The sequence below is a fragment of the Jiangella gansuensis DSM 44835 genome, from assembly GCF_000515395.1.
Lineage (GTDB): Bacteria > Actinomycetota > Actinomycetes > Jiangellales > Jiangellaceae > Jiangella > Jiangella gansuensis.
In genome coordinates this window covers 597,090-617,752 of the sequence record NZ_KI911782.1, presented here as the reverse complement: position 1 = coordinate 617,752, position 20,663 = coordinate 597,090, and the positions used below count along the sequence as shown (strand labels likewise).

Sequence of the window (20,663 nt, the reverse complement as noted above, 5' to 3'; positions counted from 1 at the left end):
CCGCGGCGTGATCAGCCGGCCAGGGGCGTCACCTCGGTACCGTCGGCGAGCCGCAGCCGCAGCGACTGGACGGCGGCCGTGGCCCGGGCACCGGCGGCGACGCCGTCGTCGACCGCCAGGACGTGACCGATGCGGGCGTTGTTGTCGCGTGGTCGCTGGACGGTACCGGGGACGTCCAGTGCCCAGCGTCGCACGGCCGGGTCGGCGTGCAGCGCGTCCGTGCCGGTCACCCCGGTGACCGTCCCGTCGACCGGCGACAACGCGAACGAGACCGCAGCGGTGCCCGGGGCGTCCGCCGGCGGCGGACCGATCCGCGGGTCCGTGCCCAGCGCGAGGTCCACCAGCAGCGACAGCGGATGCGTCCCGGTGACCAAGTGCACGAGGTCGAAGATGTAGCCGCCGGCCTGCCGCGGGTTGATCTCGACGACGCGCGGACCGGCGGCGGTGAGCTTCAGCTCCGTGTGGCTGAGCCCGTGTGTGTAGCCGATGGCGGCCAGCGCGGCCCGGACGTGCTCGGTCACCGCGGCGGCCTGGATGGCCGGCAGCGGCGCGGGGAACACGTGCCCGGTCTCGACGAACGACGGCGGGCCGGTCACGCCCTTGGCGGTGATGCCGACGATCGTGGTCTCACCGCGGTGGGTGACCGCTTCGACGCTGACCTCCGGGCCCGTGAGCAGCTCTTCCAGCAGCAGCACCCGCGCGAGTGGCTGGTCGCGGGTGTTCCGCTCGACTCCGGCGACGTCCCAGAACGCGTCTTTGAGCCCGGCTTCGTCCTCGACCAGCAGCACCGACGTGCCGGAGTTGAGATCGACCGGCTTCGCGATCAGCGGGAACCCGAGTTCGGTCGCGGCCGCACGGGCATCCTCCCAGCTGCCGGCGACGGCGAACCGGGGTCCCGGCAGCCCGGCCCGGTGCAGCGCCGCACGGACCTGGTCCTTGCGCGTGGCGCGCCGCATCGCCTCCGGCGGAGCCCCGGGCAGCCCGAGCACCCGGCTCAGGTCGGCGACGGCCTCGAGATAGTAGTCGCAGGTGGTGAGGACGCCGTCGATGCGCCGCCGGCATACCAGGTCGATGACGGCGCCGGTCATCGCGGCGCGGTCGTTGGTGTCGACCACGACGACCTCGTCGGCGTCGCGGACCACGGGGTGCGGCTGGCCGGCCGCGGCCGGCGGATACAGCGCCGGATCACGCGTGAACAGGACGTACCGGTGACCCAGCTCCCGGATCAGCGGCGGCAGCGCCAGCCCGGTCGACTGCATCCAGCTCTCGACCATCAGCAGGGTCGCCATGTCACCTCCCGAGCGCCCGGGCCACCACGGCCGAGTTGATCACGTCGTTCACCGGGTGCACCTGGGTCAGCAGCTCGAATCCGTGCAGCGCCGACGCGTCGACCGGCGGATAGAGCAACGTGCGCAGGCCGCGAGCGCTGCGCGCCAGCAGGATGGCGCCGGGTCGCATCGACGCCGCGAGCCGGCCGAGCACGTGCCGCTTCGCCTCGGCCGTGTCACCGACCAGCGCGGCCAGCACCACGACGTCGTAGCCGGACAGTTCCGCATCCGCGGCATCGACCTGGTGGAAGCGGAAGTCCGGATAGCCGACGGCGGCGGCGACCCTGGCACCGGCCTCCAGCGCGACGTCGTCGCGGTCGAGGTTGTCCACGGCCAGGTCGAGGTCACCGGCCAGGAACAGCGAGCTGAGCGGCAACGGACCGGAGCCGATGAACGCCAGCGACCGTACCGGCCGGTCGATCGCCGCAGCCAGCACCCCGAGCTCCAGCCGGCTCAGCTGCCGATAGTTGTCGAAGTAGGGGAACCGGGCGAGCTCCTGGCGCGGGTTGTCGGCGGCCTGGATGCGGTCGGCCCAGGACAGCTCCAACTCACCTTCACCGCGGGCACACAGCGCGCGCAGCCTGGGTGCGAGCTCCCGGATCCCGAGGTCGTCGAGAACCGCCGGCACGGCCTGCCCCGGCGCCGTGAGCACCAGCCGCACGAGCCGGCCGAACAGATCGTCCACGACCGGGCCCGGGCGCAGGTCGGGGAGGGTGTCGAGTTCCCGGTACAGCTCCTGCAGGGAGGCAATAACCTCGTCCGCGAGGGTCGGCGTGACGGCCGGCGGTTGAGCTGTTCCGGTTTGACCGAATATGTTGGTAGTGAGACTCATGTTCATCAGCAGGATGATCGCACACACGCCCGCCGGGCGCGGGCCGATCACCGGAAATCCCGGTGCGATCGCCTCAGGCGCTGACACCGTCCTCGGGACGCTGACGCGAACTGGCCGGACGACCTCGACTCTGTCGGAGGCCAGGAGCATGCTGGACCGACACAGTGGAACAACGAGGGGGTTGTCCATGGATCACGCCATCTGGGCCGACGGCCTGGTGAAGCGCTTCGGCGAAACCACGGCGCTCGACGGCGTCAGTTTCGGGGTCCGTACCGGCACGGTGCTCGGCCTGCTCGGCCCCAACGGCGCCGGCAAGACCACCGCCGTGCGGGTCCTGGCTACCCTGCTGCCGCCCGACGACGGCACGGCCACCGTCGGCGGCTTCGACGTCGTCCGACAGGCCCATCAGGTCCGCCAGCTGGTCGGGCTGACCGGACAGTACGCCGCCGTCGACGAAATGCTCACCGGAGCCGAGAACCTGCTGCTCATCGGCCGCCTGCTGGGCATGCCGCGCGCCACGGCGAAGCAGCGGGCACGCGAGCTGCTGGCCGAGTTCGACCTCACCGGCGCCGCCGACCGGGCGGCCAAGACATACTCCGGCGGCATGCGCCGCCGGCTCGATCTCGCGGCCAGCCTGGTCGGCCGGCCGACCATGCTGTTTCTCGACGAGCCGACCACCGGGCTGGACCCACGGGCACGCTCCGAGCTGTGGACGCTGATCCGGCAGCTGGTGTCCGGCGGCGTCACCGTGCTGCTGACCACGCAATACCTCGACGAAGCCGATACGCTGGCCGACGAGATCGTGGTCATCGACCGCGGCCGCGTCATCGCCACCGGCACACCGGACGAGCTCAAGGCCAAGACCGGGTCGCAGACGCTCGCCGTCAAACCGGAGGACGAGACCCACCTGTCGCTGGTCGTCTCCGTCGTCGGCGAGCTCACCGAGAGTACTCCGGAGGTCGCCGGCGCGAGGGTCACCGCCCCGGTCACCGATCCGGCCGTGCTACCGGCGGTGGTGCGCCGGCTCGATGACGCCGGAGTGCTGGTCACCGAGCTGACCCTGCGCGGGGCCAGCCTGAACGAGGTGTTCCTGTCGCTCACCGGCCGCCCGCTCGACGACGAAGACACCGATGTCGACGACACCGACCCGGGCGAAGGGAGCCCGACATGACCACCGCCACCGCACCGGCCCCTGCCGAGCTGGAACCGCGAGTCGGCATCGGCGAAGGGCTCCGGCAGACCCTCACGCTGGCCTGGCGCACCATCGTGCAGGTCCGGCACAACCCGTGGGAGCTGGGCGACTTCAGCATCCAGCCCATCATGTTCGTGTTGCTGTTCACGTACGTGTTCGGCGGCGCCATCGCCGGCTCCACCGCGGAGTACCTCACCTTCGCACTGCCCGGCATCATCGTCATGAACATGCTGTTCATCACCATGTACGTCGGCACCGGGCTCAACATCGACCTCACCAAGGGCGTGTTCGACCGGCTGCGCTCGTTGCCGATCGCGCGCTGGGCGCCGATGGCCGGCCGCATCATCGCCGACCAGGCCAAGCAGGCGTGGTCGATCTTCCTGCTGCTGGCGGTCGGCATGATCCTGGGCTTCCGCATCGGCACCGACGTCGCGTCGCTGCTGGCTGCCGTCGGGCTGATGCTGGTGTTCGCGCTGGCGTTCTCGTGGGTGTCGGTGCTGGTGGGCGTCCTGGCGAAGGACCCCGAGAAGGTGCAGCTGTTCGGCTTCACCGCGCTGTTCCCGGTCACGTTCGTCAGCAACGTGTTCGCTCCCACCGACACCATGCCGGGCTGGCTGCAGGCGTTCGTCGAGGTGAACCCGGTGACCATCCTCGCCGACGCGTCCCGCGCGCTGATGCTGGGCGACAAGACGATCGGCACTCCGTGGCACGTGGCGTCCGCGACCACGCCGGTGCTGCAATCGCTGCTGTGGGCCGCAGTCATCGCCGCGGTGTTCGCGCCCCTGTCAGTGAGGGCACTGCGCCGACGGGTGTGACCCCCAAGTGATCACGTCCGGCATGGGTCTTCCCGCTTCACGAGGAATGCTTGCCACGTGAAGCGGGAAAACGCCTGGGGCGGGCGTCCCGCCGTCAGGCCGGGAACAGCTCCGGCAGCAGCCGGTGCGCGTCCGCGCGCGCCGGCTGGACCGCCTCGGCCGGCGCTGACGAGGCGGGCCAGCGCAACCGCAGCCCCACGTCGGCCCAACCACCCACGGTGGCCAGGAACTTGTCCAGGGCCGGGTTCGACAGCCCGCTTGCCTGCAGCGGCGCGATGTGCCGCCGGAACAGCTCACCGATGCGCCGCTCGACATCGGCGGCCTCGCCGGGGTCGGTCGTCATGAGGCGTTGCCAGTCGACGGCGCCGCTCGGCGACAGCGCGGCCACGTTGGAGTAGCTGCCGTGCGCGCCGCGGGCGAACCCCGTCGCCAGCAGGTGGCCCGGCACGAAGACGGACAGGTCGACGGCCAACTCGGCCATCGCGGTGTACCACGCATCATCGCCGCCGGCCATCTTCACACCGATGAGCTGCGGCACCTCGGCGGCGACCCGGGCCAGCAACGCCGGCGACACGGGCGTCTTGGCGTGCGGCGGGTTGTAGAGCACGAGCGGCACCGGCCCGGCGGCCGCGGCCGCACCGGCCACGAACCGCACGACCTCGTCGTCGTTCAGCGGCACCCAGTCGGGCAGGATCACCTGGATCGCGCCCGGCTCCACTGCCGCCGCGCGGCGGATCCGGCCCAGCATCACCGGCGTCGCGGGGTGCGAGCCGCCCAGCTGGAACGGCAGTCCGGCCGCCTCACAGCGCGTCGCCAGAACCTCGTTGACGCGGTCGAACTCGTCCTCGTCGATGGCGTGGAACTCCCCCGCCGTCCCATGCGCGTAGACGCCGTCGACCCCACTGGCGACCAGCGTGTCGACCTGATCGACCAGCCGGCCCCAGGCGATGGAGTCGTCGTCCTCGATGGGGAGCAGCAGCGTCCCCCATACCCCCCGGACCTGGTCGGCGGTCAACGGCGTCATCGATGCTCCCTCCGGACGGCACGAGCTTAGAGGGCCGGCGCGGAACGGCCGTGCGCGCACCGGCCGGCGCGCTGCGTCGCTCCGGCCGGTGCTGACCGCAATAGCAGGCAGCGGCCCTCAATAGCCGCAACCGCGGCTGCGGGCGGGTTCCGTCCTCCCGGCACGGATCGCGCTATCGACGTCGGACGCTGCAATCAAAGTTCAGCCAGCCCGGCCCCGGCAGTGGCCGCAGCTGCCCGTGTTCACCATGGCGGCGTGGACGGTCGGCACACCGGCCACCCAGGCGTGCTCCCGCTCCACCAGGGATGCATGGGTGGTGGGGAGGGAAGACCCATGGTGGACGTGATCATTTCGGGGGCGGCGAGGTGGGCTGCGCGGACGTGGGCGGCACGGCAGGGCGGGCGGCGAAGGGCTGACCGAGGATGGCCGAGGTGAGCGCCTCCACCGGCTCGACCGGCGAGCGGGGGTTGGCCACCAGCGTGAAGTCGATGTCGCCGAGTTCGGGCAGGCCGGCGGAGACCGGGAGGGCCTGCAGGTCGGCGGGGACCAGGCTGCTGGGGAACACCGCCACCCCGATGCCGGCTCGCACCGCCGCCAGCACACCGTTCACTTCGAGCGTCTTGCAGGAAATGCGCCAGGCCCGGCCGGATTCCGCCAGCACCCGAAGGGCCGTCACCCTGCTGACCGACGGCGCGGAGTAGGTGATGAGCGGTATCGGCTCGTCAGCCTGGACCTGGGTACCGGGCAGGCCGATCCACACCAACCGGTCGCGGCGGACCACCCGGCCTATCGTCTCGCCCGGGAACTCCTTGGTGAAGACGAGGTCGAGTTGGTTCGCCTCCAGCCGGCGCATCAGGGTGCGCGTCTGGGTGACCGTCAGTTCCAGGTTGATGCGCGGGTGCAGCTGCCGGAACGCCCGCAGCACGGCGGGCAGCTGGGCGAGCGCGAGGTCGTCGGCGGCACCGAAGCGCAATCGCCCGCGCATCGCCGAGCCGGTGAAGTAGCTGGTGGCCTCGTCGTGGGCGGCGAGGATGGAGCGCGCGAAGCCGGCCATGGCCTCGCCGTTGTCGGTCAGGGTGACCGCGCGAGTGTCACGCAGGAGCAGCTGCCGGCCGGCGGCTTGTTCCAGCCGCCGGATGTGCTGGCTCACGCTCGGCTGGCTGATGCCCAACTGCTGCGCCGCCTGCGTGAAGCTCAGTGTGGACGCCACCGCGAGGAATGTCCGCAGATGCACCGGATCGAACACGACCGCCTCACCGCTCATTGAGTTTCCTGATGACACTTATAGCCGCTATCGGCTCTGTAAATCGAAGTTCAGCACCTAACGTAGTACTCGGTCCTGCCATGTGAGTGTGAGCGGGACCTTCACATGTCCGTCATCGCACCACAAGGAACATCACCGTGAGCTCGGCGTCCACCGCCCTGAAATCGACCTCACAAGCCGCCTACCCTTCAGATACCCGCCCCGCCGCCGCGGCATCGCAGCCCCGGCCGGGGACCTCCGCACCGACGACGCCACCGGAACCGGTCCGCTGGGCCGAGACGTTCGCCTCGCTGCGGGTACGCAACTACCGCCTCTACGTCACCTCCCAGGTGCTCACCAACACCTGCGGCTGGATGCAGCGCGTCGCGCAGGACTGGCTGATCCTCAGCCTGACCGGCAACGTCGCCTGGGTCGGCCTCACCGTCACCCTGCAACTCGGCCCGATGCTGCTGTTCGGGCTGTGGGGCGGTGTCATCGCCGACCGCTTCGACAAGCGCCGGCTGCTCATGGTCACGCAGTCGCTGTTCGCGCTGTCCGCACTGGTGATCGGCGTCCTGACGCTGACCGGCGCGATCCAGCCCTGGCACATCCTCGCCAGCGCCGGGTTCCTGGGCCTGGCCACCGTCGTCGACAACCCCGCCCGTCAGGCCTTCGTCCCGGAGGTCGCCGGCCACGAGCATCTGCGCAACGCCATCAGCATCAACTCGACGGTGTTCCAGATGGGCGCGCTGATCGGCCCGGCGCTGGCCGGCGCCGGCATCGCGCTGGTCGGCGAGGGCTGGGCGTTCGTAGTCAACAGCGCCGCCGGAACCACCGCGGTCCTGCTCCTGATCGCCATGCGGGCGGCCGAACTGTCACCAGCACCTGCCATCGCCCGCGGCCGGGGTCAGCTGCGCGAGGGCTTGCGCTACGTCGGTGAGAAACCGGAGATCCTGTGGTCGGTCGTGCTGGTCGGCTTCGTCGCCGTCACCGGCATCAACCTGGCCACGGTGCTGGCCGCCTATGCCGACGAGGTGTTCGACATCGGCTCCGGCGGCTACGGCCTGCTGAACTCGTGCCTCGCCGCCGGTGCGGTGATCGGCGCGCTGGCGTCCACCCGGCGCCGGACCCTACGGCTGCGCACCCTGGTCTACACGGCAGGAGTGCTCGGACTGCTGCAGATGACGGCCGGGATGATCGGCTCCCTGGTGGCGTTCAGCGTCCTGCTGGTCGCCGTCGGCGCGGCGTCGCTGCTGTACCTGACCGGTGGCAACACCATGGTCCAGACGGCGGTGGCCGCCACCATGCGCGGGCGCGTCATGGCGCTGTACATCCTGGTGCTCTTCGGAGCACAGGCCGGCTCCGGCACGCTGATCGGCTGGATCGCACACACCCACGGTGCGCACGCGGCCATGATGGCCTGCGGCTCGGGGCCGCTGCTGGGAGCGTTGATCGTCGGTGCGGCGCTGGCGCGTCGCGGCCGGCTGGCACCGCGGGTCATCCTGCGCGACCGGCCCGGCCGCGGGGTCGTCTACGTCCTGCCACGTCAACCGGCGAGTGCCGGTCAGCCACCGGTGACGGGGTTCACCCCGGCCCGGCCGGGGCTGCTCAGCCGGGGTCTGCGGGCTCGTACGGCGCGACGGCACCAGCCGCGGCCGGCGGAGGCATGCATCGACACCCGGCCCGACCTGCGGCCGGTTGCCCGTATCGGAACGCCGGCCCGCCGCACGGCACATTCCCGGCCGGCGCGCCGGACCGGCCGCGCACCCGCCGGCTCAGGCGCCGCGGCACGCGCCCACCGCGGAGACGGCTAACCCGTTGATCATGTTCCCTCGCGGTCCGCGAGCGTCCGTGAGGGAACATGATCAACGAGGTCAACGGGGGCGCCTACTCGCAACCCACGCCGTCGGAGTCGGCGTCCAGGTCGTAGATGTCAGTGCCGATGACGTTCACCGGGCCGTTGACGTACGACGGGCCGTTGCCACTGCCGCCGGCGCAGTCGACGTCGCTGTCGATCGGCACGCAGCCGCTGTAATTGGGGTCGCAGCCACCCGCCGCCTCCTCGACCGCCGGCTCGGGTTCCGGTTCGGGCTCCGGCGGCGGCGGTTCGTACGTCCCGATCGTGGTCACCTCGTCCACCGGCGCCATGGTCACCTCGTCGCCAACGAGGGTCCGCGTCGTCTCGACCCCGTCGGTGAACACCACCTCGTAGGTCAGGGTCCGCACGCCGTCGACCCCGGTGGTGGTGATCGCGCTGGTGCCGAGGTCCAGTTCCGGGTCCTCGACGGTGCGCTGCTCGAAGGGGATCGCCTCAGTTTCGGTGACCGCCTCGACCGTCACCACGGGCGTCGGGGTCGGCGTGGGTGTGGGCGTCGGCTCCGGTGTGGCGGTGACCGGCGGGACGGAAGCCGGCGCGCCGACCGGCGTGGAATCCTCGGAACCGCAGCCGGCCAAGGCCAGCGCGGCGAGGACGAACGTGGTGGTAATGAATCGACAGAGCGCACGTGAACGCGCGGCTTCGACAGTCATGAGCCCCCCGGCTTCATCCGCCGGCCAACACCCCCCACTGGTTGTTGATCATCCGGCGAAGCCCCGACCGTACTCCTCGACGATCATGGGGTCAACGGTGGCGCATCCAGGCGTTGGGCTCGATCAGTTCGGCCCGGCCCGCGTCGCGGTCAACAGTCAGGGGCGCGAGCCCGCCCGGCACCACGCGACGGGGTCGTGGAAGATGAATTCCGGCCAGCCCTCGCTGAAGATCGCGGCGGCCCGCTCGTGCAGGTCCGGCCGTTCGTCCAGCGGACCGTGGTCGTCTCCATCGCTGAGCCGCCTCGCAGCGCCGTCAGGACCAGCCGAGCGGTTCCGTGTGCCGGCCGCAGTCGGCCGCCTCACGCGGCTCTTCGCCCTCGGCCAGGTCGGCCAGGTACGCGGTGCCGGTATCTGGGACCTCCGCGGAGGCGATGCAGATGAGTGCCTGCGTCCCGTCCGGCGCCACCACCGACCAGAGCGCCAGTTGGTTCTCGCCGCCGACGGGGACCAGCGGGCGCAGGGCGGCGGTCTCGGCCGCGGGGTCGATGGTCGCGTGCGCCACCACTCCGTGCTCGCGGGCGGCGTCGGCACCGTCGTCGAAGCCGATTTCGGTAGGGGCGTGGGCCACCACCACGAACTCGGCCGGCCCGAGCCTCAGCTCCTCGGTGTACACGGCCTCGACGTTGCTCTCGGCCCAGACGGACACGGCCGGCTCCACGACGCCGCCGGCCTCGTCCAACCAGTAGGTGGCACGCCAGTCACCCGGCTGGCCGGAGGTGTCGCCGCCGGCGCCGATGGCCACCTGGGTGTCCTCGGTGACCAGGACCGGCTCGCCGGTGCTGGCGAACCGCCACTCCGGGTCGTCGGCACCGAGCCGGCCGCCGGGCAGCCGCAGCGCGGAGTCGGTGAGGTCGTCGGCCGTCGCGTCGGCCGTGACCTCGAGCGAGGCCAGGACGACGTCGTCGCCGCGCTGCGTCTCGACCCACAGGGTCGAACCACCCGGGGTGAACGCGACGTTCCCGTATTCGACGTCGCCACCCGCGTAGCCGCCCGCGCCCGGCTCCAGCGTGAACAGCTCCGTGTACTCCCCGGCACCGGGGTCGAAGCGCGCGACGCGGATGGGATCGTCGCCCCACGCCGCGTACTGCCAGTCGGCGGAGAACGAGGACCGGTTCCACACGCTCGACGGTGCGTCCGGCAGCGGGACACTGGCCCTGGGCGCGCCCGCGAGGTCGTCGGGGTCGCGGATCTCCAGCATGGTCGGCGCGCCCGGAACCGCGCTGACGCTCATGATGCCGCTGAACCCGATGTCGGCCGGCCCACCGGTCGTGGACGTGGACGGGTCCGGCGTCGCCGTGGCCTCCGGGTCGTCGCTGTCGGACGAGGAACCACAGCCGGCGCCCGCCAACAGCACGAGGACGGCGGCGACCAGAGACCGACGATGCGTGCGCGACCGCGTCACGGCGATCCTCCCGGCTCGACCCGAAACCGCTCCATGGTCGCACAGAGGAGCCGGCCCTTCGTCGAATTCCGGCTGGTGCGTAGCCCTGGCGGCCAGTCACGCGTCGTTTCAGGGTCCAGCCGTCGGGTAGCCGATGGGTGAGGAACATCCTCCGATCGTCGCCAGGAGGGAGCACCGCGATGACGCAGCGCCCGGACGACCCGCTGGATCCCGATGCCGACTACACCCGGGATCCGGGTGGTCCGCTCGAGGACGCCGGCGTGCCCGACGTCGCCGACGACAGCAGTCCCGGCAGCGGCGAGGTGCCCGAGCCGGAAGTGCCGGCCGTACCCACGGACGCCCCGACCGCAGTCGACGCCTACGGCACGACGGCACGCGAACAGGCTGAGGGCCAGCCGCTCGAGGACCGCCTCGACGCCGAGTTGCCCGAGGACTACACCGAACCGGACGACGCCGCGACCGGATATGTCACCGACGAACCATGACGGCGCCCGAGACGGCCGGCGGATGCCCGCCGGCACCGGAGGAGGACGCATGCACTTGACCACCCTGGCCGGCCTGCTCGAGCACGAAGGTCCGTTCGCCAGCGCCCTGTTCGACGTCAGCCGCACCACAGAGGACGCCAGGCAGCAGTTCGAGCTGCGCGCCCGGGCCGCCCGGGGCCGGCTCGCCGAGGCCGGCGCTCCGGCTGACGTGAGCGAGGCGCTCCTGGACCGGATGCTCGAACCCGCACGGGTGCCCGGCGATGCCGGGCGCTTCGTGGTGGCGACCGCGGACGGCGTCCAGATCGACGAGACCCTACCGAACTGGGCCGGCGACGAGGTCCTCACCTGGGGTCCGCTGCCGGACGTGACGGCGTGGCTCGCGTACCGGGACGCCACGGCACCGGTCGTCGTGGTGGTGGCGGACCGCGTCGGTGCCGACCTGTACTGCTACCGGGCCTGGGGCGAGGAACCCGAGCTCACCCGGACGGTCGAGGGAACGCACCAGCACATCTCCAAGGTCCCCGACGGCGGCATGGCCCGGTCGGATCTGCAGAGCCGGACCGAGGAGGTCTGGCGGGGCAATGCCCGGGAGGTGAGCGCGGCGATCGAGCAGGTCTGTGCCGCGGAGCCGTCGCTGGTCGTCCTGGCCGGCGACCCCCGTGCCCGGCATGAGATCCGGGCGGCGGTCGGCCCGGCGGTGGCGCGCCGCCTCGTGGAGGCCGAACACGGCAGTCGGGCAGACAGTTCGGCGAAGAAGCTGCACGCCGACATCGACGCGGCGGTGCGGGCGGCCGTGGTCGACCGCCAGCTCGGCACGATACGGCGGCTGGAGGAGCACATCGGCCGGCACAACGCTGTCGCGCTCGGCGTCGGGAAGGTGCTGGACGCGGCCGTTCAGGGCAGCATCGAGACCCTGGTGCTGGACGGTGACACAGCGGGGAAGCGCACCGTGCGGCCGGCCGACCACCCGGACGTGCCGCTGCCGGCGGCCGCTCGGTCGGCTCCGGAGCTTCGGGCCGATCTGCTGGTGCTCGCGGCCGCGGCACCGGGTTCGGCGGAGGCGGTGTTCGCCGGGCCGACCCTGCTCCCGGACGACGGTGTCGCCGCGATGCTGCGCTGGGACGTCCCTGACAGCTAGACGTATGACAGACCGGGCCACTCCGCTCCCGGAAGGGGGGCTTCGGGGAGCGGAGCGACTGATCCCCCGTCGACGGACGAGCACCGGCTCGCTCGCCCGTCACTCATAAAGAGACATGGGAAGCCACGATCCGCACGCGGCCGAGTCGAGTTTTCTCGAAAGCCGGTGGCGCCACCACCATCACCGCGCCCATTCGACCCTTTTGGTAATTAATGCCCGAAATGCGCATCCAGCGTCGCGCGCATACGTAGGAAAGCGTGTGGATTACCACGATGCGCCGAAATACCGCATGGCGGGACCGTTTCATCCGTGATCAGGGGTGGGACACATGACGAACACGAACTGCTGTTCAGAGTGCGCAAGGGGGATACCGACGCCTTCGCCGAACTCTACGAGCGCTTCGCACCGACAGCCCGCAGAACTGCCCGTCGGATGGTGCCGGACCGGCACGAGGCCGACGACGTCGTCCAGGAGGCGTTCTACACCGTATGGCGGGCCATCCGTCGCGGCGGCGGACCCGACGACTCCTTCCTCGGCTACCTCCTCTCGACGGTGCGTCGCCTGGCCTTCCGCCAGACCACCCGGCAGCAGCGCGTGGTGGTCACCGCCGAGGTCGACCCGCGCGACATCGTCGGCGAGCCGTCGCCGGGGTCCCAGCTGGACGACATCGCCGCGGCCTGGGCAGGACTGCCCGACCGCTGGCGCAGCGTCCTGTGGCAGCTGGAGGTCGACCGATACTCCCCGGCGGAACTGGCCCCGTCGCTCGACATGACACCGAACGCTGTGTCAAGCCTGGCCAGCCGGGCCCGGAAGGCACTGCGCACGGCGTACTTCGCCCACCAGCGCGCCGCTTACGACGTCTGAGCGGCGCCGTCGTCGCCAGCTACGACCACGCCGGTCAGTTCGGTCCGCGACCGGATGCCGAGCTTGCGGAAGATCCGCCCGAGGTGAGCCTCCACGGTGCGCACCGAGACGAACAGCTCCGCAGCGATCTCCCGGTTGCGCTTCCCGCTCGCCACCAGGGCGGAGATGCGTCGCTCCGCGTCGGTGAGGTCGGACAGCCGCGCTGTCGCCGGCACCGAGCCACCGGCCGCACCGAGCTCCTGACCGGCCCGGTCGACCAGTGCCGCGGCTCCGCATTCCTGCGCCACGACGACGGTGCGCTGCAGCCAGGTTCGCGCCTCGGTACGGCGGCCCAACCGCCGCAGGCGCTCGCCGAAGCACAGCAGCGTGCGGGCTTGCTCGACCGGTGAAACCAGTTCGGTATCGGTCTCGACCGCGGCGCGGAAGAGCTGCAGGGCCTCCTCGCTCTCGCTGACCAGCGCCCGGCACCGGGCCAGCGTGTGCCGCGCCCACGCCGTCGGCACTCGCGCCACCCGCAGCTCGAACTCGGCCAAGGCAGCGACGGCACGCTCGTGCTCGCCGCCGCGCACGCACGTCTCGATGAAGTCGGGCTCCACACCCAGCAACGACGGGTCGGCGTGCTCCAACGCGTACCGGCGGGCGTGGTCGAGCACCGACAGCGCCTCGTCGAACCGGCCGAGGAGTAGCAGGAATGCGCCGGTCTCGGCCTGCATGACCGCGCTCGCCCACGAATCGCCGTGCCGGCGGGCGCCGTCCACGGCCTGCCGACGCCGCTCCCACGCCGCCTCGTCCTCACCCAGGTATGCGTGCGCCTTGATCATGTATGCCGGCACCAGAGCCCGGTGCGCGCTGTCGGCATCCACGCGGTCCCACCACGCGGCCGCCGCCCGTGCCTCGCGCAACCGCCCGGCCCGCAGCTCCAGCTGCACCAGCCCGGACAACGCGGCGCGCAGCAACAGCGGCGAGTCGCCGAACTCCCCACCGGTGACGGCGCGCAGCAGCCTGCGGGCGCGGTCGAACCGCTCGGCGTTCATCAGCACACCGGCATGGGTGAGCGACGTCGTCGCGACGGCGAACAGGTCACCGCGAGCGTCCTGGTCGGCGTCGACGAGCTCGACGGCGTGTTCCAGCTCGCCGCTGACCGACGCCAGCACGGCGGCCACGCGGCGCTGACTGGCCCGGGTGGCAGCGTCGAGGGCGTCGCCGTACTGCGCGGCCAGCGCGATGAAGCGGGCCGCCTCGGCCTGTTCCATCCGTCCGGCCAGGCCGTTCGCCGCGGCCAGGTACAACGCCGCCGCCCGGTTCGGGTCGATGTCCGCGATCTCCTCGGCGTGCCGGCTCACCAGGCCGGTGGCCACCTCGCCGTCGAGCAGATTGCGGGCTTGGACCTCCAGCAGGGCGAAGTCGGCGCGTTGCTCCACCGTGGTGTCCAGGCGGAACCGCTCGCGGGCGATGTGCACCGCCTCGTCCAGCCGGCCGGCGAGGACGGCGAACCGGCCGGCCTGCAACAGCCGGACGATCCGCTCACCCGGCTTGGCGGTGAGCCGCACCGCCTCCCGGGCGAATGCCAGCGACCGCTCCACCTCGCCACGGGCCAGCGCGTCGGCCGCGGCGTTGTCGAGCTGGATGGCGAGGCCGTCGTCCGCCTCATGCCGGGTCTGGGCCAGGTGCCACAACTGCCGGCCCGGGTCGACGCCGGCGTACGCGGCGGCCAGCGCCTGGTGCGCACGGTCCCGTTCGGCCAGCGTCGCGGCCTGCCACATGATCGAGCGCACTCCGGGACGTTTCAGCGTGAACGTGCCGTCGGTACGGTTGATGTGCTCGGCGAACAGCCAGGCGACGTGCGGCGCGTCCGGGGCACCGAGGGCCTGCAGCACCGGAGCGAGCCGGCCGTCCTCGCTGCCGGTCGCCACGATCAGCGCGAACCGCTGGTCGTCGTCGAGCGAGCCGAGCTCAGGCAACTGCAACTCCTGCAGCACCGGCGACGGCGGCAGCTGACGGTCCAGCTCGACCTGCCCGAGTAGTTGCACATCGGGGATCCGGCCGACCACGTCCAGCAGCGCCCGGGGGTTGCCGCCGACCCGGGCGGCGATCCGCGTCGCCACGCTGTGCAGTGTGTGCGACCCGCCGGCACGCCGGACGAGATCGGCCGCGTCGCCAGGGCTCAGCTCGCCGACAGACAGCACCGGAAGCCCACGCAACGGTGCCACGGCGTCTGCCTGGTCGACGACGATCAGCAGCACCAGCGGGACGGTTCCCAACCGGCGAGCCACGAAGCCCAGCACGTCCAGTGACGGCGCGTCCAGCCGGTGTGCGTCGTCGATGGCGACGACGACGGGCCGTGGCAGCTGGCTGACCATCCCCTGCACCCGCACGGCCACTTCGTAGGCACTGGCCGTACCGTCCAGCCGGCTGGTCAACCCGTCCACCAGGTCCGCTGCCATTTCCCGCTGTTCCGGCTCCAGCGACCCCACCACCGCGGACAGCACGAGGTGCAGGCCGGCGTACGGCCACTCGGTCTCCGCCGCCGAACCGACCACCGAGGTGACGGCGGTCTCGCCGAGGCCCGGCACCGCTCCGGCACGGGCCTGCCGCACCACTTCCCGCACCAATGCTGTCTTGCCGACGCCAGGTGGCCCCTCCACGACCACCGCGCCGCCCGTTCCCGCCGCCAGTCCCGACAGAACGCCTCGGATCCTGCCTTCTTCTCTTTCGCGACCGATGATCTGGTCGCGCTTTTCGATATCCACCCAGGTCCCCTAACCCTGCGATTGCCGCCATCGCCGGGCCCCCCATGTAGCGATCTTGGTCCTAGCATCGCCGACCCGCACGTACCCAGGACGGCATTGCGACGAACCTGTGACGAAAGGCCGGGGGTGGAATGTGGGGTGATACTCGGGGTGAATGTACGATCGGCAACAGCACTGCGTCCCAGAAACGGGCGGGTATGTCGGGCGCCGGTGCGAAGGAGAATTTCATGGGCATTTCGGGGGGACCGTACAGTCGCGCGCACCATCAGCCGGTTCTCTTTCGCAATCACCTGGCCGATGCGCTGACGGGTGACGGCGCGGCACCGGTGACCCTCGTCCACGGCCCGCCCGGCATCGGTAAGTCGGTGCTGCTCGACCACGCTGTCCACCTGCTCGGCGCCGCTGACGTCCGGCGGTTCGGCCCGGGCGACGATCCGGAGGTCGTGTCGCGGACGGTGGGTAGCGAGCCGGCGGTAGTCGTCGCCGACAGCTTCACGGAGCTGGACGACGCCGCCCGCGCGGCGCTGCGCTCGGCCTACGAGCAGGGCATGCGGCTGATCGTCGCCTCGCGGTCGCTGCCCTCGTGGGTGACGGCGCAGCGTGTGCTCGACGGCACCGTCCGTGTGATCGGCACCCAGGACCTGCTGTTCGACGCCGACGAGATCCGCCAGCTGGGAGCGCGGCTCGACGTGCCCCTCGGCGCCGACGACGTCGCCCAGGTGGGGCGGCTGACGGACGGCTGGCCGACGCTGGTGGTCGCCGCGCTGCGATCGCGGCGCCCCGACGCCGCGCTGTCGGAGCGGCAGTTACGTGATCTCACCGACCGGTTCGTCCGGGTCGAGGTGCTCGGGGATCTGGCGCCGGACGAGCGGGACCTGCTCACGACGGCGGCCGCCGCCCCCCGCTTCGACGCGTCCGTGCTGGCCCTGTTGCTCGACGGAACGACGCCCGCCGAGCAGCTCATCGCGCCGGCCCGGCTCATCGACCGCTGGGCCGCCTCGGGCTGGCTGATCCATGCCTCCGAGACGCACTGGCGGCTGCCCGAGCCGTTCCGCCGCAGCCTGCTGGCCGACTTGGAGTTGCGGCATCCCGGCCGGCGCGTGGACCTACTCACCGAGGCGGTGCGCATCCTGGTGGCCCGCGGCCGCACCGGCGACGCACTGCCGCTGGTGGTCGACAGTTCGCTGGACAAGGTGACCGCGGGCGGGGTCGTCCGGGCCAGCTGGGAGCCCGCCGTCGCCCGAGGCCAGTTCAGCGACCTGCTGCCGGCCGTCAACACCCTGCCCGACGACATCCTGGCCGGCGACCCGGTCCTGCTGTTGCTCGCGGCCGTCTCGGCGCTGGCACCGCCACCGGACCTGGCCACCTTCGCGCACCGCGTGGCGCAGGCCGACGCGCAGGTCGACCAGACGAGACTCAGTGCCACCCTGCTGACCATCCGCTCGTTCCAGATGGTGCTGGGACGCGGACGGGGTGATTCCGCGGCCGCTCGCACCGCCGAGCAGTCCGGCCGGCGCCTCATCGATGCGGCCACCGACGACGACCGGCGCGTCTTGACCGACCGGCTGATCTACTTTGATTGGCAGTCCGGTGCCAACCGGCTGGCTGACGGCGACATCGAACAGGCCGAGTCGCTCCTGGGCGCCGCGGCCACCGCGGCCCGGCACGCCGGAACTTCCTGGCACGAGGCCAACTGTGAGGCGTTGCGGTCCTACACCTCCGTGCTGCGCGGCGACCTCGCGGCCGCGCGCCGACAGGTGCGTTCGGCAACCGAGCTGGCCGAGCGCAACGGGTGGACGCGCAACCAGTTCACCGATCACGTCCACCTCACCCGCGGGCTGCTCGAACTGGAGCTCGGGCGGACCTCCGGCGTCGCCGCGGTCCTGCACGAGGCGCAACGCCGGCTCGAACGCGACGCGGTGCCGCCGGCGGCGCGACTGGCGACGGCCTGGGCGGTCCTGGCGGTCCTGCGCCGCGACGAGACCGCCGCCGGCCACGCCGAGCTGCTCTGCGGCGACGACTACCCCAGCAACCGGCTACCGCTGAACCGGCTGCTGGCCTCGGTCGCGCGGTCGCTCGCCCTGATCGCCCGCGACGATCCGAAGGCCGCCCTGGTGGAGCTGGACGGCACCGTCGCCCCACCCGGGCACCAGGCGGTCCTCGCGGCCGCCCGGGCCCGCGCCCACCTGGCGGCGCTGGACCCGCTGGCGGCCGACCGCGAGCTCGCCGCGGTGGACGCGACGGCAAGCGCCCTGCCGCTGACCCTGCGCGCCGACCTGCACGCGCTGCGGGCGGAGAGCGCACTGCAACGCGGCGCCGATCCGCAGTCGCACATCCATCAGCTGCTGGCGCTGCTCGAGCGGACCGAGTCGCGGCGTCCAGTCCTGATGCTGCCGGCGCTGCACGAAGCGATGACCGGGGGTGGCCTCGACGGGCCACCCGACGCCCTGGTCACCGAGCTGGCGGCGCTGCACCGGGCCAACACGGGGTCGCTGCCGGCGCTGTCCGAGCGCGAGAGCCAGGTGCTGGCCGCGCTCGTCGGGCCGGAGACACTGGCCGACATCGCGAAGGGCCTGTTCGTGTCGGCGAACACGTTGAAGACCACCACCCGCTCCATCTACCGCAAGCTCGGCGTCGCCGACCGGTACGAGGCGGTCCGGGTGGCGCGGGCGCTGGCGCTGTTACCACCGGAGTGACGGGTTTCGGCTGCCCGGTTCGCGACGCATCGCGGCGTTGCCGTTTCCCCGTCAGCCGTCGGGCTGCGGCGCCCGCGATGATCAAGTGACGTTGCCGCCTTGATCAGCGCATTGAGGTCATCTGATCGGTCCGCATCCACCATCCGGACACGATCAGGTGCGTTATTACCGCTGCCTCCCCCGCCGACGACACCTGATCGTCCGTTCTCCGGCGATCAGGCGTCACAACGACGATCAGGTGACGCACCTCACTCGTCTAACGCAACCTCACTCGTCCGACGGCCGGACCGTGGTCGTTTCGCTGCTCCATACGGCCCTCTGGCGAGTGAGGTGCGTCCGAGCGGTCAGGTGGCACACGCGGTGGCGCCCGGGTCCCCGTTGTGGGGGCCCGGGCGCCGGGTGGTGATGGTTGGTGCGTGGTGCTCAGCTGGTCAGGCCTCCCTGGCCTGTCTGGCCGGTGGTGCGGCGGCGGGTGGCGGCCAGTGCGGTGCCGCCGGCGATGATGAGTAGCCCGCCGGCGAGTAGCAGCAGCACGGACGTGCCGCTACCGGTGTCGGGGAGGTCGTCGTCGCCGCCGTCCCCACCGCCACCGTTGTCGCCGCCGTTGTCGCCGCCGCCGTTGTCGCCGCCGCCGTTGTCGTCGCCGTTGTCGTTGCCGGTGTCGTCGCCGTCGGGCAGGTCCGGGACGTCCACCGGTGCGCAGGCGTCGGCGTCCAGGTCGTGTCCGTTGTGGTCGAGCAGCCCGACGTTGAGCAGCCCCGAGCCTTCGCCGTCGCCGGGGTCGTCGGCGCAGCGCACGGAGTCCGCGGTGGCGGTTTCCGGGTCCACGGTGACCAGGACGCTCACCTGGTAGGTGTGGGTGGCGTCCGGGGCGATGACCACGTCAGCGGTGATGGTGTTCTGCGCGGCGTCCGGTTCCGTGCCCTGCCCGGTGAAGGTGTCCAGCACCGGGATGTCACCGGGTTCGGTGTTGGCCGCGGTGACGTCGACGATGTCGATGCCCTCGCCGTAGCGCAGCTGGTCGCTGAGCACGTAGGTGCCGTCGGCGGCGCCGTCGTTGGTGACCTCCAGCTCGTAGGTGATGGTGTATTGACCGTTGCTGCCGGCCGTGGGGCCGGAGGCGATGGTCTTGTCCAGGTGGACCGAGGGCAGCTCGGCGCAGTCGGTGTCGGTGAGCTCGTCGCCGCCCTCGGTGGTGAGGGTGGCGGCGTTGTTCAGCCCGCCGTTCTCGAAGTTCGCGCCCGGCTCGTCCTGGCACGCCGCCTGCGTCGCGCCGTCGTCGTCGACCTCGAAGGTCGGCGGCACGTCCGCGACCACCGTGATGGTGTAGACGTGCGGCGCGTAGGACTCGTCGTCCATCCCCGCCAGCGGGACGTCCTCGGCGATGACCAGGTTGTCGATGCCGTCCCAGTCGTCGTTGACCTCAGCTTCGGCCGGTGCTTCGGTCACCTGCGTGGAGTGCACCTCGACACCCTCGCCGAACAGCAGCTCGTCCTCGAGGTCGTAGGTGGTCTCCCCCGGCAGCAGGTTGTTGACCACCAACTGGTAGACGACCTGCCACTGCCCGTCACCGACCGGCTCCGCGGACACCAGGGACTTGTCCAGGTCCGGCTCACCCAGCGACAGGCACGCCTCGTCGTCGTCGGTGAGGTCGTTGTGCTCGATCCCGGTGCTGTTGGCCAGCCCACCGTTCTCGCCGGAATCCGGCTCCGGGCACCTCATCGACTCCTCGGTGAGGGTGTCGGAGTCGAGGGAGAAGACCACCTGCACCTGGTAGGTGTGCACCCCGCCCGCGGCCAGCGGCACGTCCTCGGCGATGACGTTCGCCGGGTCGTCCGCCGGCCCCTGACCGGTCCACGACTCCAACGCCGTCACCCCGTCGGGCGTGGTGACGACCTGGGCGTCCTCGACCACGATGCCCTCGCCGTAGCGCAGCTGGTCGGTGATGGTGTAGTCACCATCGCCGGCACCGTCGTTCGTGGCCACTAGGTCATACGTGATGGTCCACGTGTCGTCGCCGTTGGCCGTCGGACCGGCGCTGACCGTCTTGTCGATGTCGATCGACGGCAGCTCGGCGCACGCGTCGTCGTCCTCTTCCAGGCCGGCCTCGTCGCTCAGCGTGGAGACGTTGTTGAACGCCGTGTTCGCGTGCGGGTCGCTGCTGCCCTCACCCGGGCAGGCCGTGGGATCGGATCCGTCGTCGCCGAACTCGAACTGCAGTGGCGCCTCGGCGATGACCGTCAACTCGTAGGAGTGCGGCGCGTAACCGTCGTCGTCGGTGCCCAGGATCGGCACCTCGGTGGCG

15 protein-coding genes are annotated in these 20,663 nt (G+C 71.6%); 7 read left to right on the top strand and 8 right to left on the bottom strand.

Translation table 11 applies throughout. The features are described 5' to 3' along the window. Positions 1-11: 11 nt before the first annotated feature. Together JIAGA_RS27245 and JIAGA_RS27240 are read right to left on the bottom strand one after the other, a co-directional pair. Complete coding sequence (locus JIAGA_RS27245; RefSeq protein WP_035812031.1) at positions 12-1,289, bottom strand: ATP-grasp domain-containing protein; 1,278 nt, start codon at positions 1,287-1,289, stop codon at positions 12-14. Between the two features lies 1 nt (position 1,290). Next, the gene (locus tag JIAGA_RS27240; RefSeq protein WP_169738811.1) at positions 1,291-2,160 is read right to left on the bottom strand and encodes a nicotianamine synthase family protein; all 870 of its coding nucleotides are present in this window, start codon (positions 2,158-2,160) and stop codon (positions 1,291-1,293) included. 187 nt (positions 2,161-2,347) lie between these two features. Between JIAGA_RS27240 and JIAGA_RS0103150 the strand changes: the two genes are divergently transcribed. Continuing rightward, positions 2,348-3,331 (top strand): daunorubicin resistance protein DrrA family ABC transporter ATP-binding protein, encoded by a 984-nt coding sequence (locus tag JIAGA_RS0103150; protein ID WP_026874540.1) that lies wholly within the window; start codon positions 2,348-2,350, stop codon positions 3,329-3,331. Then, positions 3,328-4,167: an ABC transporter permease gene (locus JIAGA_RS0103145; RefSeq protein ID WP_026874539.1), complete on the top strand. Its 840-nt coding sequence runs from the start codon at positions 3,328-3,330 to the stop codon at positions 4,165-4,167. The genes JIAGA_RS0103150 and JIAGA_RS0103145 overlap by 4 nt, the downstream gene beginning before the upstream one ends. A gap of 94 nt (positions 4,168-4,261) precedes the next feature. On the opposite strand, the gene JIAGA_RS0103140 is transcribed toward JIAGA_RS0103145, so the two are convergent. Together JIAGA_RS0103140 and JIAGA_RS27235 are read right to left on the bottom strand one after the other, a co-directional pair. After that, positions 4,262-5,191 carry a dihydrodipicolinate synthase family protein gene (locus JIAGA_RS0103140; RefSeq protein ID WP_026874538.1) on the bottom strand — a complete coding sequence of 310 codons (930 nt, stop codon included), beginning with the start codon at positions 5,189-5,191 and terminating at the stop codon, positions 4,262-4,264. A gap of 346 nt (positions 5,192-5,537) precedes the next feature. Beyond that, complete coding sequence (locus tag JIAGA_RS27235) at positions 5,538-6,437, bottom strand: LysR substrate-binding domain-containing protein (RefSeq protein WP_051426569.1); 900 nt, start codon at positions 6,435-6,437, stop codon at positions 5,538-5,540. Positions 6,438-6,592: 155 nt separating this feature from the next. Between JIAGA_RS27235 and JIAGA_RS27230 the strand changes: the two genes are divergently transcribed. Beyond that, positions 6,593-8,248 carry an MFS transporter gene (locus JIAGA_RS27230; protein WP_211239489.1) on the top strand — a complete coding sequence of 552 codons (1,656 nt, stop codon included), beginning with the start codon at positions 6,593-6,595 and terminating at the stop codon, positions 8,246-8,248. Between the two features lie 73 nt (positions 8,249-8,321). On the opposite strand, the gene JIAGA_RS27225 is transcribed toward JIAGA_RS27230, so the two are convergent. Both JIAGA_RS27225 and JIAGA_RS0103120 read right to left on the bottom strand, forming a co-directional pair. Beyond that, on the bottom strand, positions 8,322-8,963 hold the full coding sequence (locus JIAGA_RS27225) for a G5 domain-containing protein (RefSeq protein WP_084469431.1): 642 nt from the start codon (positions 8,961-8,963) through the stop codon (positions 8,322-8,324). A gap of 313 nt (positions 8,964-9,276) precedes the next feature. Then, the gene (locus tag JIAGA_RS0103120) at positions 9,277-10,425 is read right to left on the bottom strand and encodes a hypothetical protein (protein WP_026874537.1); all 1,149 of its coding nucleotides are present in this window, start codon (positions 10,423-10,425) and stop codon (positions 9,277-9,279) included. A 179-nt stretch (positions 10,426-10,604) separates the two neighbouring features. On the opposite strand from JIAGA_RS0103120, the gene JIAGA_RS27220 reads away from it, so the two are divergent. The 3 genes from JIAGA_RS27220 to JIAGA_RS27215 all read left to right on the top strand — a co-directional run bounded on the left by JIAGA_RS27220 (position 10,605) and on the right by JIAGA_RS27215 (position 12,912). Next, positions 10,605-10,910 (top strand): hypothetical protein, encoded by a 306-nt coding sequence (locus JIAGA_RS27220; RefSeq protein ID WP_051425633.1) that lies wholly within the window; start codon positions 10,605-10,607, stop codon positions 10,908-10,910. Positions 10,911-10,959: 49 nt separating this feature from the next. Beyond that, positions 10,960-12,048, top strand: a complete 1,089-nt coding sequence (locus JIAGA_RS0103110; protein WP_026874536.1) for a baeRF2 domain-containing protein — start codon at positions 10,960-10,962, stop codon at positions 12,046-12,048. Positions 12,049-12,357: 309 nt separating this feature from the next. Then, entirely contained in the window at positions 12,358-12,912 is a 555-nt protein-coding gene (locus tag JIAGA_RS27215; protein ID WP_169738810.1) for an RNA polymerase sigma factor, read from the top strand. Here JIAGA_RS27215 and JIAGA_RS0103100 read toward each other — a convergent pair. Next, positions 12,900-15,662, bottom strand: coding sequence for a LuxR family transcriptional regulator (locus JIAGA_RS0103100; protein WP_084469429.1), 2,763 nt, complete (start codon positions 15,660-15,662; stop codon positions 12,900-12,902). The two genes, JIAGA_RS27215 and JIAGA_RS0103100, sit on opposite strands and share 13 nt — an antisense overlap. A 227-nt stretch (positions 15,663-15,889) precedes the next feature. On the opposite strand from JIAGA_RS0103100, the gene JIAGA_RS0103095 reads away from it, so the two are divergent. Beyond that, positions 15,890-18,358 (top strand): LuxR C-terminal-related transcriptional regulator, encoded by a 2,469-nt coding sequence (locus JIAGA_RS0103095; RefSeq protein ID WP_157552632.1) that lies wholly within the window; start codon positions 15,890-15,892, stop codon positions 18,356-18,358. A 423-nt stretch (positions 18,359-18,781) separates the two neighbouring features. Here the strand turns inward: JIAGA_RS0103095 and JIAGA_RS34880 are convergent. Further along, on the bottom strand, positions 18,782-20,663 hold a 1,882-nt coding region (locus JIAGA_RS34880), incomplete at its 5' end, for an LPXTG cell wall anchor domain-containing protein (RefSeq protein WP_169738809.1).